Source organism: Heyndrickxia camelliae (assembly GCF_002844575.1).
Lineage (GTDB): Bacteria > Bacillota > Bacilli > Bacillales > Bacillaceae_C > Margalitia > Margalitia camelliae.
In genome coordinates, this window is the sequence record NZ_PIQO01000001.1 from 562,815 (window position 1) to 577,386 (window position 14,572).

Below are 14,572 nucleotides of genomic sequence, written 5' to 3' on the forward strand. Positions count from 1 at the left end.
GCCATCAGCATTTCTAATTCTTATTGAACACGTAAAAGACAACTTCTGTTCAGTTAGGGGAGAGTGTGATTTGAATGATGTTCCATGAAATGAACGAAAAAGATGTGGAAAAGGTTTTAAACACTAATGCAAAACTCGGTTTAACACCAAAAGAAGTAGAGAAGAAGCGGAAGCAATTTGGTTGGAATGAGCTTGACGAAGGGGAGAAGCAATCAGCTTTACTACTTTTTATTAGTCAGTTTAAGGATTTTATGGTCCTTGTATTGCTTGGAGCTACACTGGTATCCGGCTTTTTAGGAGAGTATATTGATGCAATCGCCATTATAGCGATTGTGTTAATCAATGGTTTTTTGGGATATTTTCAAGAGAGGAAGGCTGAGAAATCATTACAGGCATTAAAAGAGATGTCAGCACCCCAAGTTACCGTTTTGCGTGATGGTAAATGGTTGAAAATTATGTCACGTGAAGTAGTTGTTGGAGATATATTAAGATTTTCATCGGGGGATCGAATAGGTGCAGATTTACGTATCATTCAAGCTAACAACTTAGAGATAGAGGAATCCGCTCTAACGGGTGAATCTATTCCATCAGTTAAAAGTACAGAAATTATTACTAAAAAAGATGTCGGCCTTGGTGATATGAACAACATGGCATTCATGGGGACGATGGTCACTAGGGGAAATGGAATTGGAATTGTAACAGGTATTGGAATGAAAACAGCTATGGGTGAAATCGCCCATATGATTCAAAATGCTGATGTGATGGAAACGCCTTTACAACGAAGATTAGAGCAATTAGGGAAAATCCTGATTATTGTAGCTTTACTTTTGACCTTATTGGTTGTAGTGGTAGGGGTTGTTCACGGGCATGATGTATATTCCATGTTTTTAGCTGGTGTATCGCTTGCGGTTGCAGCAATTCCGGAAGGACTTCCGGCAATTGTCACCGTTGCACTATCGCTTGGGGTACAACGCATGATAAGAAAAAATGCTATTGTTAGGAAACTTCCAGCAGTCGAAACACTAGGATGTGCATCTGTTATTTGTTCTGATAAGACTGGGACCATGACTCAAAATAAAATGACAGTAACACATATTTGGAGCGGAGGCAAATCATGGAGTGTAACCGGGACAGGGTATAATCCAAAAGGTGGGTTTTATGAAAAGGAAAACGAAATAAAACCTCAAAGTGAAAAGAGCTTGTATCAGCTATTAACATTCGGTCTACTTTGTAACCATGCAGAACTGAAAATGAGAGAAAAAGACTTTTACCTTGATGGGGATCCAACTGATGGTGCATTACTAGTATCAGCAATGAAGGCGGGTTTAACAAGGGAATCCTTACTCGGACAATTTACAATAGAAAAGGAATTTCCTTTTGATTCTACCCGTAAGATGATGAGTGTTGTTGTTCGTGATAAGAATAATCGGAGATTTGTTATAACAAAAGGAGCACCTGATGTATTAATAGGACTTTGCGAATCTATTCTTTGGGAAGGAAAACAAGTTTTATTTCACCATGAATATAAGAATGAGACGCAAAAGACCATTGAGATGCTTGCTGGTAAGGCTTTAAGAAATATTGCAATTGCCTTTAAACCAATAGATAATCAAACTCAAATCTTGAGTGAGGAAGAGGCTGAAAAAGATCTAATCTTTATTGGTCTGCAAGGGATGATTGATCCGCCAAGACCAGAAGTGAAGCAGGCGATTCAAGAGTGTAAGGAAGCTGGAATAAAAACGGTAATGATTACAGGAGATCATGTGATTACCGCAAAAGCTATCGCGAAGGAACTTGGGATACTCCAAAGTAATTCAAAAGTATTGGACGGTCAAGCACTTAATAATATGAATGTAGAAGAATTGGAAAACATAGTGGATGATGTGTCCGTTTTTGCTAGAGTATCACCAGAACATAAACTAAAAATTGTAAAAGCACTTCAAAATCGCGGACATATCGTGGCAATGACAGGTGATGGAGTTAATGATGCACCAGCAATCAAGTCAGCAGATATCGGTATTTCGATGGGAATAACCGGCACGGATGTAGCTAAAGAATCCTCTTCCCTTATTTTATTGGATGATAATTTTGCAACCATTAAAGCGGCAATAAAGGAAGGGCGTAATATTTACGAAAATATTCGTAAGTTCATCCGCTATCTGCTAGCTTCCAATGTTGGTGAAATACTGGTTATGTTATTTGCCATGATTCTTTACTTGCCGTTACCACTAGTACCAATTCAGATTTTATGGGTTAACTTAGTTACAGATGGTCTGCCGGCAATGGCTCTTGGACTTGATCAACCGGAAGATAATGTGATGAAGCGAAAACCTCGTCATCCTAAAGAAGGAGTATTTGCAAGAGGATTGGGATGGAAGGTAATTTCTAGAGGATTTTTAATTGGAATTGCAACGATCATTGCTTTTATTACTGTATACCACCAGCATCCAGATAATCTTGCATATGCTCAAACAATTGCGTTTGCGACCCTTGTTTTAGCTCAGCTCATCCATGTATTTGACTGCAGAAGTGAACGATCGATCTTTTCGAGAAATCCATTTGGCAATTTATTTCTAGTAGGTGCTGTCCTATCCTCCATAATTTTAATGGTAGGGGTAATTTATATTCCATCATTGCAGCCGATTTTCCACACGGTCCCAATCATTCCAAGGGATTGGTTATTAATTTTAGGTATGAGTTCTATTCCAACTTTTATGTTAGCAGGATCACTTTTTATAAGAAAAAAGGAATAAAGTATGATATACTAAAAAAAGTAATAGGATTATCCTGTTACTTCTTTTTTTGTACAAAAATGTACACAATTCTCCTTAGTCGGAAATGGAAGTGATATAATTATGGTACTAAGCATGACCGGGTTTGGAAGAAGCAAAACACAAGGGCAAGATTGCGAAGCTGTAGTTGAAATCAAAACAGTAAATCATCGATTTTCCGAAATTAATGTGCGAATGCCAAGAAATCTGTTGAAACTAGAGGAAAAAGTGAAAAGGACAATTAGTGAATTTGTCCGCAGAGGAAGGGTTGAGGTTTTTATTCTTCTTTCGGGAAACGGTATTGCAAAACGCAAGCTTCATATTGACTGGAACTTGTTAGATGATTATTATCAATTTATTGGTCAATTAAAAAATAAGTATGATTTACATTCGCAAATAGATTTGAAAGACCTTTTAACCCATCATGATATTGTAACAATGGAAGAAGTAGAGGAAGAAAATGAAGAGTTGGAAAACCTCGTTTTACTGACAGTAAAAGATGCAATACATAAAGTAATAGAAATGCGGATGGTAGAAGGGGAGCAACTGCAAAAGGATTTGGAGAATCAGTTAAGCCTTTTTAAAGAATATCTTGATAAAATTTTCGATTATGCACCAACAGTAGTCGAACAGTATAAAAACCGCTTAGAGAAGAAAATAAAGGACTATACGGAAGGTCAATTTGATGAATCCAGAATTCTAACAGAAATTGCTATTTTTGCAGATAAATCCGATATACATGAAGAAATTACAAGACTTAAAAGTCATCTGCTCCAATTTAAAAGAAGCCTTTTACTGGAAGGTCCGGTGGGACGAAAATTAGATTTTATGATTCAAGAAATGAATCGCGAAGTAAACACTATCGGTTCCAAAGCTAATGATTCCAATATTGCTGCACAAATAATAGAGATGAAAACAATATTAGAAAAGATGCGGGAACAGGTTCAAAATATTGAGTAAAATTGATTATTTCCTATATGAAAAGGTCAAAATAGATTATTGGTAGTTGGGGGATTGTTATGACTATAAAGCTTATTAATATTGGGTTTGGCAATATTGTTTCAGCTAACCGAATGATATCCATTGTAAGTCCTGAATCGGCGCCAATTAAACGCCTCGTTCAAGATGCTAGAGACCGTGGAACCTTAATTGATGCTACGTATGGGAGAAGAACGAGGGCTGTTATTATAATGGACAGTGATCATGTAATATTATCTGCTGTACAGCCTGAAACAGTAGCACATCGTTTGAGTAATAAGGATGACAATGGAGAAGAAGGGTAGGATTTTGTTTGATGAAAGAAAAAGGGTTGTTAATTGTACTTTCCGGTCCGTCAGGTGTTGGAAAGGGAACTGTAAGGAAAGCGATATTTTCACAGGGTAATACTCAATTTGAATATTCTATTTCCATGACTACCAGAAAGCCCCGCGAAGGAGAGGTAAACGGAGTAGATTATTTTTTTAAAACTAGGGAAGAATTTGAGGAATTAATCGCCCAGGATAAGCTATTAGAATACGCAGAGTATGTTGGGAATTATTATGGAACTCCTGTTGACTATGTAAAGGAAACATTAGAAGCAGGGAAAGATGTATTTTTAGAAATTGAAGTGCAAGGAGCCAAACAAGTTAGAGATAAATTTCCTGATGGATTATTTATTTTCCTTGCCCCGCCAAGCTTAAATGAATTACAATCTAGAATTGTAACAAGAGGCACAGAAACAGACGAACTAATCCAAAACAGGATGAAAGAGGCAAGGAAAGAAATTGAGCTCATGAGCCTTTATGATTATGTGGTTGAAAACGATGAAGTAGAAGCAGCCTGTAATCGAATTAAAGCAATTGTTCAAGCAGAGCATTGTAGAACGACTCGTGTAGCACCAAGATATCAAAAAATGCTGGAGGTTGAGTAATATGTTATACCCATCTATTGACAAACTGCTTAAAATAATTGATTCAAAATATTCGTTAGTAACTGTTGCAGCTAAAAGAGCGCGAAATCTCCAAGAAGTTGACAATGGATTATTAGATCATTTTGTTTCTCAAAAATATGTTGGCAAAGCTCTAGAAGAAATTTATGCAAAGAAATTGGTTATTAAAACAGATGACGAAAAGGTCCAAGGATAAGCTAGAAACAACCTATGAAAAAATAGGTTGTTTTTTCTTTTAACCTGACTATAAATGCCTCATAATAGAAAGAAAAGCGCAAGTGCCTTGCTCATGGGCGTATGGATGAGTGAAATTTGAAGTATAATTTCACCTTCGGAGTCTTCGTCTGAGATAAAGGAAACATGACGAGGTAGTTCACGAGCAATTGAAAATTGAACTGCCATTTTCACTTATCCTAGGGAGGAGACTGGAAGTTAGCAGTCGATAGGCACTGTAGCTAGACAAATATAAAGAAAAAATCTCGGAGGTTAACATGATAAATAAAAATATTCTATTATGTGTTACTGGCGGCATTGCTGTTTATAAGGCGGCAGCTTTAACAAGTAAGCTGATTCAATCAGGGGCAAAGGTAAAAGTGATTATGTCAAAATCAGCCTGTCAGTTCGTCACTCCCTTAACATTTCAAGCGCTTTCCAGAAACGATGTGTACATCGATACATTTGATGAAAAACATCCGGAAGTAATTGCGCATATTGATTTGGCTGATTGGGCGGATTTGGTTTTAGTTGCTCCCGCCACTGCTAATGTTATTGGGAAATTAGCGAACGGTATTGCAGATGATATGATCACAACTACATTGTTAGCGACAACTGCTCCAGTTTGGATTGCTCCTGCCATGAATGTACATATGTATAGCCATCCTGCCGTAATGAAAAATATAGAGACTCTTGCAAGCTTTGGATATCAATTTGTGGAACCAAAAGAAGGATATTTAGCATGCGGTTATGTAGGAAAAGGAAGATTAGAGGAACCGGAGAAGATCGTTTCTCTTGTGACAAATTATTTTCAAACGCAAACGAATACCTTATCAGGAGAAACAATTCTTATTACAGCTGGACCAACAAAGGAAATGATAGATCCTGTTCGATTTTTGACCAATCGCTCTTCTGGTAAAATGGGTTATGCGCTCGCTGAAGAAGCGGTTAAAATGGGGGCAAAGGTCATCTTAGTATCAAGTGTAGATTCCTTGCCGATTTCAAAAGATGTACAGTTAATAAAAATTACCAGTGCTGAAGACATGTATCAAGCTGTAATGGATAAATATCAACAGGCGACCATTATTATTAAAAGTGCAGCTGTTGCGGATTATCGTCCTAAACAAATTTCCCAACAAAAGCTCAAGAAAAAAGATGGCAACTTAATCATAGAATTCGAAAGAACGAAGGATATTTTGTTAGAACTTGGGAAGAAAGAGGACAAGCCATTTTTAGTTGGCTTTGCAGCGGAAACAGAAAATATAGATGAATATGCCTGGAGCAAATTAGAACGAAAAAATGCTGATATTATCGTGGCTAATGATGTAAGCAGAGAAGGAGCGGGATTCGAAGGGGACACGAATATCGTTACTCTTTATAAAAAGAACCATACTAAAAAGGAGCTTCCGTTGCTAAGCAAAAATCAAACTGCTAAAGAAATATTATTAGAGATACACAGGGATTTGAAAGAAGGAGTTAGGAATGCAAATAGCTAGCGTCATTGTTGATGTTCCAACAATGCGTACGGATAAAACATATGATTATATCATTCCTGAGGAATGGACGGATAAAATTAATATTGGTACAAGGGTTGCTGTCCCATTTGGGCCACGTTCCATCCAAGGTTTTGTTTTGGATATTCGGGATCATTCTGAAATAACTAAATTAAAGAAAATAATTGAACCGCTCGATCTTACTCCTGTTTTAAATGAGGAATTATTGCAGTTAGGACATTGGTTAACCGAAACTACACTATGTTTAAAGGTTTCCGCATATCAGGCGATGCTTCCGTCTGCGATGAAAGCAAAATATAAAAAAATACTTCATCTTGTATCCGATACTCATGATACAAATTTGCGAGAAATCTTTGGTCAAAAAGAAGAATTATCATGGGAAGAAGCTGAAGAAAGAAAGGTACTGCCCTTATTACAAAAGGAAGTAAAAAAAGGAAACGTAGAAGTACGATATGTTGTTAAAAACAAAGGGAATAAAAAATGGGTGCGCTCCTTTCATCTCCTTCTTTCATGGAAGGAACTAGAAACGGTACTTTCAGACTTCCCACATAACGCGGTTAAACAGAAATGTATCTTAGAATATTTTCAAAAGACAGGAAAAGATCAATTATCAATAAATCAAATAACAGAAGGTACAGGTGCCACCCTTGCATCAGCAAGATCTTTAGTGCAAAAAGGTTATTTGCAGGAGAAACAAGAGGAAGTTTACCGTGATCCTTATGAAAATAGGGTATTTAAGCGAACGGAAGCTTTAAAGCTGACAGATGAACAAGAGGAAGTAATGGCTCCTATTGTGCGTTCTATTGATGACAAACGCCATGAAACCTTTCTATTATATGGAGTTACAGGCAGCGGCAAGACGGAAGTTTATTTGCAATCAATACAAAGAGTGTTAAACAATGGAAAAGAGGCAATTGTTCTTGTTCCGGAAATTTCTTTAACGCCGCAAATGGTTCATCGCTTTAAAGGAAGATTCGGTGATGATGTTGCGGTTCTGCACAGTGGCTTATCAGTAGGTGAACATTATGATGAATGGAGAAAAATCCAAAGGAAAGAAGTAAAAGTGGTAGTAGGAGCAAGATCCGCTATTTTTGCTCCTTTTGAAAATCTAGGAATCATTATTATTGATGAAGAACATGAAACAAGTTACAAACAAGAAGAAAATCCCCGTTACCATGCAAGAGATGTAGCTATTTTTCGTGGAAACTATCACAAGTGTCCGGTTATTCTTGGAAGTGCAACTCCTTCTCTTGAATCCTTTGCCAGAGCGCAAAAAGGCGTTTACACGCTCCTTTCTATGAAAAGAAGGATGAATAATAAGGACTTGCCTAAGGTCTCAATAGTAGATATGAGGGAAGAGCTTCGCGAAGGGAACCGTTCCCTCTTTTCAAGAGAGTTATTTTCCAAGTTGCAAGATCGTATCGAAAAAAGGCAACAATCTGTACTTTTTTTAAATCGTCGCGGATATTCCTCGTTCGTCATGTGCAGGGATTGCGGTTTTGTTATCCAATGTCCACATTGTGATATTTCTTTAACTTATCATCGACATACAAATCAAATGAAATGTCATTATTGCGGTTATGAGGATCATGTGCCAACGATATGTCCGGAATGTAATAGTGAACATATCCGCTATTTTGGAACGGGAACACAAAAAGTTGAAGAGGAAATCGGTAAATTATTGCCTGAAGCAAGAGTAATCCGCATGGATGTCGATACAACAAGCAGAAAAGGTGCCCACGAAAAATTGTTGCAGCAATTTCAAGAAGGAAAAGCGGATATACTGCTAGGAACCCAAATGATAGCTAAGGGTCTGGATTTTCCAAATATCACGTTAGTTGGGGTGTTAAGCGCGGATACAATGCTTCATCTGCCAGATTTTCGTTCATCGGAAAAAACATTTCAACTACTAACACAGGTAAGCGGAAGAGCAGGGAGACATGAGCTTGAGGGGGAAGTGGTAATCCAAACGTACACACCAGAACACTATAGTATCGAACTTGCAGGTATCCAAGACTATAATCGCTTTTATAAACAAGAAATGATGATGCGTAAAATCGGCTCATATCCTCCATTCTATTATTTAGCATTAATAACAGTAAGCCATGAAGATTTAATGAAAGTTGTATCGACAACCGATAAAATATCGAAATATATTCGCTCGAAAATTTCCAAGGAATCCATTATTCTGGGGCCTGTTACATCCCCAATTCCTAGAATAAATAATAGATATCGTTATCAATGTCTGATAAAATACAAGCGGGAACCAGACTTAGCTAAAAACCTTCGTATGGTATTGGAACATTTCAGTCAGCAAAAGCAGTCGGAAGGATTAACAATCTCAATTGATGTCAATCCTTATATGATGATGTAAAGAAAATAGATATTTTTGAAGAGAGGAAAACATCTAATGGCAATACTCGAAATCGTAAAACATCCTGCAGATATTCTTGAAAAGGAATGTAAACCAGTTAAACAATTTGATCGTAAATTGAAAACATTAGTAAAAAATATGTACGAAACGATGCTAGATGCAGATGGCGTTGGTTTAGCAGCTCCGCAAATCGGTCTAGATGTTCAAATCGCAGTTGTAGATGTTGGAGATGAATTGGGCAGAATTGACTTAATTAATCCTGTCATCCTAGAAACAAGCGGCGAACAAACAGATGTAGAAGGCTGTTTAAGTTTTCCAGGATTATACGGAACAGTATCAAGGCCAAATTATGTTAAAGTCCAAGCACAAGATATCAAAGGCAGGACATTTATAATCGAAGCGGAAGAGTTTCTTGCACGCGCTATTCAACATGAAATTGATCACTTGCATGGTGTCCTGTTTACTTCCAAAGTTTTAAAATATGTAAGTGAGGAAGAGCTAGAGGAGATGGAAAACGAATGACAAAGATTATTTTTATGGGAACTCCGGACTTTTCGGTGCCTGTTCTCGAAAGATTAATAAGCGATGGATATGATGTAGTAGCTGTTGTAACTCAGCCAGATCGTCCAGTTGGCAGAAAGCGTATATTAACTCCTCCACCAGTAAAAGTTGCAGCACAAAAATATCATTTGCCTGTTTACCAACCTGAAAAAATAAAAGAGCCTGAAGAACTTGAAAAAATATTAGCATTAAAACCAGACTTAATTGTTACAGCAGCATTTGGACAAATACTTCCTAAACAACTCCTCGAGGCCCCAAAACTTGGATGTATCAATGTCCATGCGTCTCTATTGCCAGAGTTGCGAGGTGGTGCACCAATCCATTATGCCATTTTACAAGGGAAAGAGAAGACTGGAATAACGATTATGTATATGGTGGAAAAATTAGATGCAGGGGACATTATTAGTCAAGTTGAAGTCCCAATTTCTGAAACGGATCATGTTGGGAGTCTACATGAGAAGTTGAGTAAGGCTGGTGCACAAATTTTGTCGGAAACCTTACCGAAACTCTTAAAAAATGAAATCCATCCAATAAAACAGGTCGAAGAGTTAGCAACTTTTGCCTCGAACATAAAACGAGAACAAGAAAAAATCGATTGGTCACGCAATGGAGAGGTTATTTATAATCAAATCCGCGGACTCCATCCGTGGCCAGTAGCATACACAATGTTAGATGGTGAAGTATTAAAAGTGTGGTGGGGAGAAAAATTTCATTTTGATAAAAACAGCCGCCCTGGAACGATCGTTGATATCCTAAAGGATGGTTTCGTTGTAAGCACTGGAAATCATACAGCGATTAAGATAACAGAGCTTCAGCCATCTGGAAAAAAGAAAATGTCCGCCGTTCAATTTCTTAATGGTGTAGGCAAGGAATCTTTATTAGGAAAAGTATTAGGAGATTAATATGCCAAAGAAAAATGTCAGAGAAGCAGCATTGGATATACTAGAAGCAATAGAAAAACATCAATCCTATAGCAATCTGTTATTGAATAAAGTGATTGAAAAAAATCATATTACAGGTCCGGACGTAGGATTGCTTACGGAGCTTACTTATGGCACATTACAAAGGAAATTAACATTAGACTATTATTTAAAACCATTTTTACAAAAAAAAGTAGAACCGTGGGTGTTAAATCTTTTAAGATTGTCACTTTATCAAATGTTATATTTAGACAAGATTCCTGATCGTGCTATTCTTTTTGAATCGGTGGAAATTGCGAAGCGCCGCAGTCATCGAGGAGTTTCAGGGATGGTTAACGGAGTATTAAGGGCAATTCAACGAAAAGGGGTTCCATCATTAGATAAAATTAAGGATGCGGTTGAAAAACTGTCTATCGAGACGAGTCATCCCCAATGGCTAGTACAAAGGTGGACAGACCAATTCGGATTTGAGAAAACCAAAAAAATGTGTGAAACTAATTTAATGGCGCCATTACAAACGGCAAGAGTGAATTTAACAAGAACGACACGGGAAGAGGTCATAAAACAATTAGAATCTGAAGGTTTCCTCGTACAAGAAAGCCCTATTTTAGTCGAAGCAATTCAATCTTTAAAAGGAAACTTAGTTCATTCAGATTGTTATCAAAAGGGCCTCATTTCTATTCAAGATGAAAGCTCGATGATAGTAGCTAATGTTATGGAAATTGAACCTAATCAATTAATATTGGACTGCTGTGCAGCTCCCGGCGGAAAAACAACTCATATTGCTGAAAAATTAAATGGAACGGGTAAAGTAATCGCACATGATCTACATGAGCATAAAGTAAAGCTTATAAAAGAAAATGCAGATCGCCTCGGATTACAAAATGTTGAGACTATTGCAATGGACAGTCGAAAAATTGGAGAGCATTATCAAAGTGAAATATTTGACCGAGTACTTGTGGATGCACCTTGTTCCGGTTTAGGTGTTTTAAGAAGGAAACCGGATATAAAATATGTGAAGACAATTCACGATATTCGAGCATTACAAACTATTCAGCACTCCATTTTGACAGAAGCAGCTCAGCTGGTTAAGCCTGGTGGTATCTTGACCTATAGTACTTGTACGGTGGATAAAGAAGAAAATGAAGGAACTGTTCAATATTTTCTAGAGAATTTCCCGGATTTTGAGGCGTATTCACTTCATGTCCCTGCCACTATTCAACCGTTTGTTCAAAATAATTGCTTGCAAATCTTTCCACAAGATTTTGGAAGTGACGGATTCTTCATTGCATGCTTTAAAAAAAGATGATATTTTATCGGAATATAGCACTTTAGTAGGGTGAATCTTAACATTTAGCAGGAAAAATAACTACAAAAGTCGTAAAAGTAACACAAAGTACTACGATTATCAGTATGCGATTACGTGAATTAAAAAGCAATTTGAAGAAACGAGGTGACCGGATAGTGGGATATGTAGTAAAAACAGATACTGGGAAGGTTCGACTTAATAATGAAGACAATGGTGATATGTTAACGAATATATCTGGAGCATATCTTGCAATTGTAGCCGATGGGATGGGCGGACATAATGCAGGGGATGTTGCAAGTGAAATGGCGGTAGATATTTTAAGAGAATACTGGATGAATTCGTTTAAAGACAACGAAATCGATGCAGCTATCGCTGAAAAATGGTTAAGAGAAACTATAATGGATGTCAATACTCGATTGTATGAACATGCGCAGACAGATAGTAATTTGGATGGAATGGGGACAACTTTAGTTGCAGCCATTTGTACGAATGAATTTATTACGATTGCAAATATTGGAGATAGCAGGGGATACCTTTTAAACGAAAATGGATTTCAGCAGTTAACAGAAGACCATACTCTTGTAAACGAATTGGTTAAGACCGGTCAAATTTCCAAAGAAGATGCACAGCATCACCCAAGGAAAAATTTAATATTAAAAGCGCTTGGTACAGAGTTAACGGTTGAGGTAGATATTAAGACCATCATGATAGATAATGGTGACTGTTTGTTATTATGTTCTGATGGCTTATATGATAAAGTGACAGATTTGGAAATGAAAGATATGTTATGTAAGGATGGCCTGACCATGGAAGAGAAAGCACAAGCTATGATCGATTTAGCAAATGAAAACGGTGGTGAGGATAATATAACAATCCTGCTTCTTGATTTCCCCCTACCTGATGAAAGCAGGTGTCATAAATGCTGATCGGCAGAAGGATTAATGACCGCTATAAAATCAAAGAGATGATTGGCGGCGGGGGAATGGCGAATGTATATTTAGCTCATGATATGATACTTGATCGCGATGTTGCAATTAAAATACTACGTTTAGATTTTGCTAATGAACAGGAATTTATACATCGTTTTCAAAGAGAGGCTCAATCTGCGACAAGTTTAGCACACCCTAATATTGTAAATATATATGATATAGGGGAAGAGGATGATATAAATTATATTGTCATGGAATTTATTGATGGTATGACTTTGAAACAGTACATACAGGAATATTATCCTATCTCAATAGATAAGGCATTAGATATTATGCAGCAGTTAACTTCGGCAATATCACACGCACATCAGCATCATATTATACACCGTGATATTAAACCGCAGAATATTTTAATAGACCATAGCGGAGTTGTAAAAATTACAGATTTCGGCATAGCGATGGCGTTATCTGCGACTGCTATTACACAAACAAATTCTGTCTTAGGAACTGTGCATTATTTGTCTCCTGAGCAAGCAAGAGGCGGTATGGCAACCCGAAAATCTGATATCTATTCACTAGGAATAGTCATGTTTGAATTGCTAACCGGGAGATTACCATTTTCAGGTGAATCTGCTGTATCGATTGCATTAAAACATTTGCAATCAGAAACACCTTCACCACGAAGATGGAATCCATCTATTCCACAAAGTGTAGAAAATATTATCTTAAAAGCTACTGCGAAAGATCCGTTTCATCGCTACAAGAATGTGGAGGAAATGGAAGAAGACATTAGAACTGCCTTAAATCCAGAAAGAATAAACGAACCAAAATTTACTGTACCTGAAGATGATGATGTAACTAAAGTCATCCCAGTTATTACCGATTTGAATTCTGTCCATACTCGAAACGACGATAAAACGATGATTCATGGAAATGGAACTGACTCTCAAAAGAATGATGTGCAGGATAATGCGAGTGATAGTAAGGAAAAAGGAAATAATAAGAAGCAAAAAAGGAAAAAAAGAAAATGGCCTTGGGTTTTAAGCTCGATTATCGTTTTATTACTTGTTTTTGCGGGTTTGGCTTTTGCCTATTTACCAGATATTCTGGGACCCAAAGAAGTAGGGGTTCCGGATGTTACAAATAAATCTATTGAAGATGCTATCTCTATATTAAAGGATAAAGGGTTTGAGATTGGAGATACAATTAAAATACCTAATGAAGAGATTGCAGAGGACCATATCGTTAAAACGGATCCGAAGTCAGGAGAATCCGTTAAGGAAGGTACGACCATTAATATTTATGTGAGCACTGGTAAAGAAAAATACACTCTTTCCGATTATAAAGGGCAACAATACGATTCCGTATTGCAATTGTTAAAAAATGAAGGCTTTAAGGATATTCGTGAGAATGAAGTATACGATGATAGTTACGCAGGAACCATTATTGATCAGGATATATCCCCAGACACTGAGGTAGTTCCAGAAGATACGGTGATTACATTTACTGTAAGCAAAGGTCAACCAAAAATCACTTTAAAAGATTTAACCGATTATAATGAAAAAAGTTTAAAGGATTATGCTGAGGAAACGGGCTTAAATATTGATATGTCACAACAGGATTATTCTGATACTTCACCGGAAGGTAACGTCATTAGTCAGTCTCCAAACGCTGGTACAGAGCTTTTGAAAGGAGATAAAGTCAAAGTGGTTATCTCTAAAGGCCCAAAACCCATTCCGCCGAAAACAGTAGAAAAGGAAATTGATATCCCATACGAACCAACAGAGGAAGGCAAGCCTCAAAAGGTACAAATTTATATAGATGATTTGGATCATACAATGACGACACCAGCTGATACATTTGAAATTACAGAAGATACAAAAAAGGTCTTTGAATTTAGAGTTGAAAAGGGGAAACAAGCATCATATAGGGTTGTACGTGATGGGACTGCAATAGAAGAGGATATAGTTCCATACCCTGGAGATTAATTTGAAAATGGAACATAGGGACAAAATGCGTGCTGCTCCACTTGATTAAAATGGAAAGGAAGATTA

The 14,572-nt window shown here is 37.1% G+C and carries 12 protein-coding genes; all 12 read left to right on the forward strand.

The window, feature by feature from the left end; genetic code table 11:
• Positions 1–74 precede the first annotated feature (74 nt).
• The 12 genes from CWO92_RS02810 to pknB all read left to right on the forward strand — a co-directional run bounded on the left by CWO92_RS02810 (position 75) and on the right by pknB (position 14,506).
• Positions 75–2,753, forward strand: coding sequence for a cation-translocating P-type ATPase (locus tag CWO92_RS02810; RefSeq protein WP_101352650.1), 2,679 nt, complete (start codon positions 75–77; stop codon positions 2,751–2,753).
• Positions 2,754–2,855: 102 nt separating this feature from the next.
• The gene (locus CWO92_RS02815; protein ID WP_101352651.1) at positions 2,856–3,731 is read left to right on the forward strand and encodes a YicC/YloC family endoribonuclease; all 876 of its coding nucleotides are present in this window, start codon (positions 2,856–2,858) and stop codon (positions 3,729–3,731) included.
• A 59-nt stretch (positions 3,732–3,790) separates the two neighbouring features.
• A complete protein-coding gene (gene remA / locus CWO92_RS02820; RefSeq protein WP_101352652.1) occupies positions 3,791–4,054 on the forward strand; it encodes an extracellular matrix/biofilm regulator RemA in 264 nt (87 codons plus the stop codon).
• 11 nt (positions 4,055–4,065) lie between these two features.
• Positions 4,066–4,680 (forward strand): guanylate kinase, encoded by a 615-nt coding sequence (gmk, locus tag CWO92_RS02825; RefSeq protein ID WP_101352653.1) that lies wholly within the window; start codon positions 4,066–4,068, stop codon positions 4,678–4,680.
• Position 4,681: 1 nt separating this feature from the next.
• Positions 4,682–4,894: a DNA-directed RNA polymerase subunit omega gene (gene rpoZ / locus CWO92_RS02830; protein WP_101352654.1), complete on the forward strand. Its 213-nt coding sequence runs from the start codon at positions 4,682–4,684 to the stop codon at positions 4,892–4,894.
• Between the two features lie 295 nt (positions 4,895–5,189).
• The gene (gene coaBC / locus CWO92_RS02835) at positions 5,190–6,407 is read left to right on the forward strand and encodes a bifunctional phosphopantothenoylcysteine decarboxylase/phosphopantothenate--cysteine ligase CoaBC (RefSeq protein WP_101352655.1); all 1,218 of its coding nucleotides are present in this window, start codon (positions 5,190–5,192) and stop codon (positions 6,405–6,407) included.
• On the forward strand, positions 6,394–8,799 hold the full coding sequence (priA, locus tag CWO92_RS02840; RefSeq protein WP_101352656.1) for a primosomal protein N': 2,406 nt from the start codon (positions 6,394–6,396) through the stop codon (positions 8,797–8,799). The genes coaBC and priA overlap by 14 nt, the downstream gene beginning before the upstream one ends.
• A gap of 36 nt (positions 8,800–8,835) precedes the next feature.
• Entirely contained in the window at positions 8,836–9,321 is a 486-nt protein-coding gene (def, locus tag CWO92_RS02845) for a peptide deformylase (protein WP_101352657.1), read from the forward strand.
• Positions 9,318–10,262, forward strand: a complete 945-nt coding sequence (gene fmt / locus CWO92_RS02850) for a methionyl-tRNA formyltransferase (protein WP_101352658.1) — start codon at positions 9,318–9,320, stop codon at positions 10,260–10,262. The genes def and fmt overlap by 4 nt, the downstream gene beginning before the upstream one ends.
• The gene (gene rsmB, locus CWO92_RS02855; protein ID WP_199256864.1) at positions 10,258–11,589 is read left to right on the forward strand and encodes a 16S rRNA (cytosine(967)-C(5))-methyltransferase RsmB; all 1,332 of its coding nucleotides are present in this window, start codon (positions 10,258–10,260) and stop codon (positions 11,587–11,589) included. The genes fmt and rsmB overlap by 5 nt, the downstream gene beginning before the upstream one ends.
• Positions 11,590–11,744: 155 nt before the next feature.
• A complete protein-coding gene (locus CWO92_RS02860) occupies positions 11,745–12,515 on the forward strand; it encodes a Stp1/IreP family PP2C-type Ser/Thr phosphatase (protein ID WP_101352660.1) in 771 nt (256 codons plus the stop codon).
• Positions 12,509–14,506 (forward strand): Stk1 family PASTA domain-containing Ser/Thr kinase, encoded by a 1,998-nt coding sequence (gene pknB / locus CWO92_RS02865; protein WP_101352661.1) that lies wholly within the window; start codon positions 12,509–12,511, stop codon positions 14,504–14,506. Before CWO92_RS02860 ends, pknB begins: the two co-directional genes overlap by 7 nt.
• Positions 14,507–14,572 lie beyond the last annotated feature (66 nt).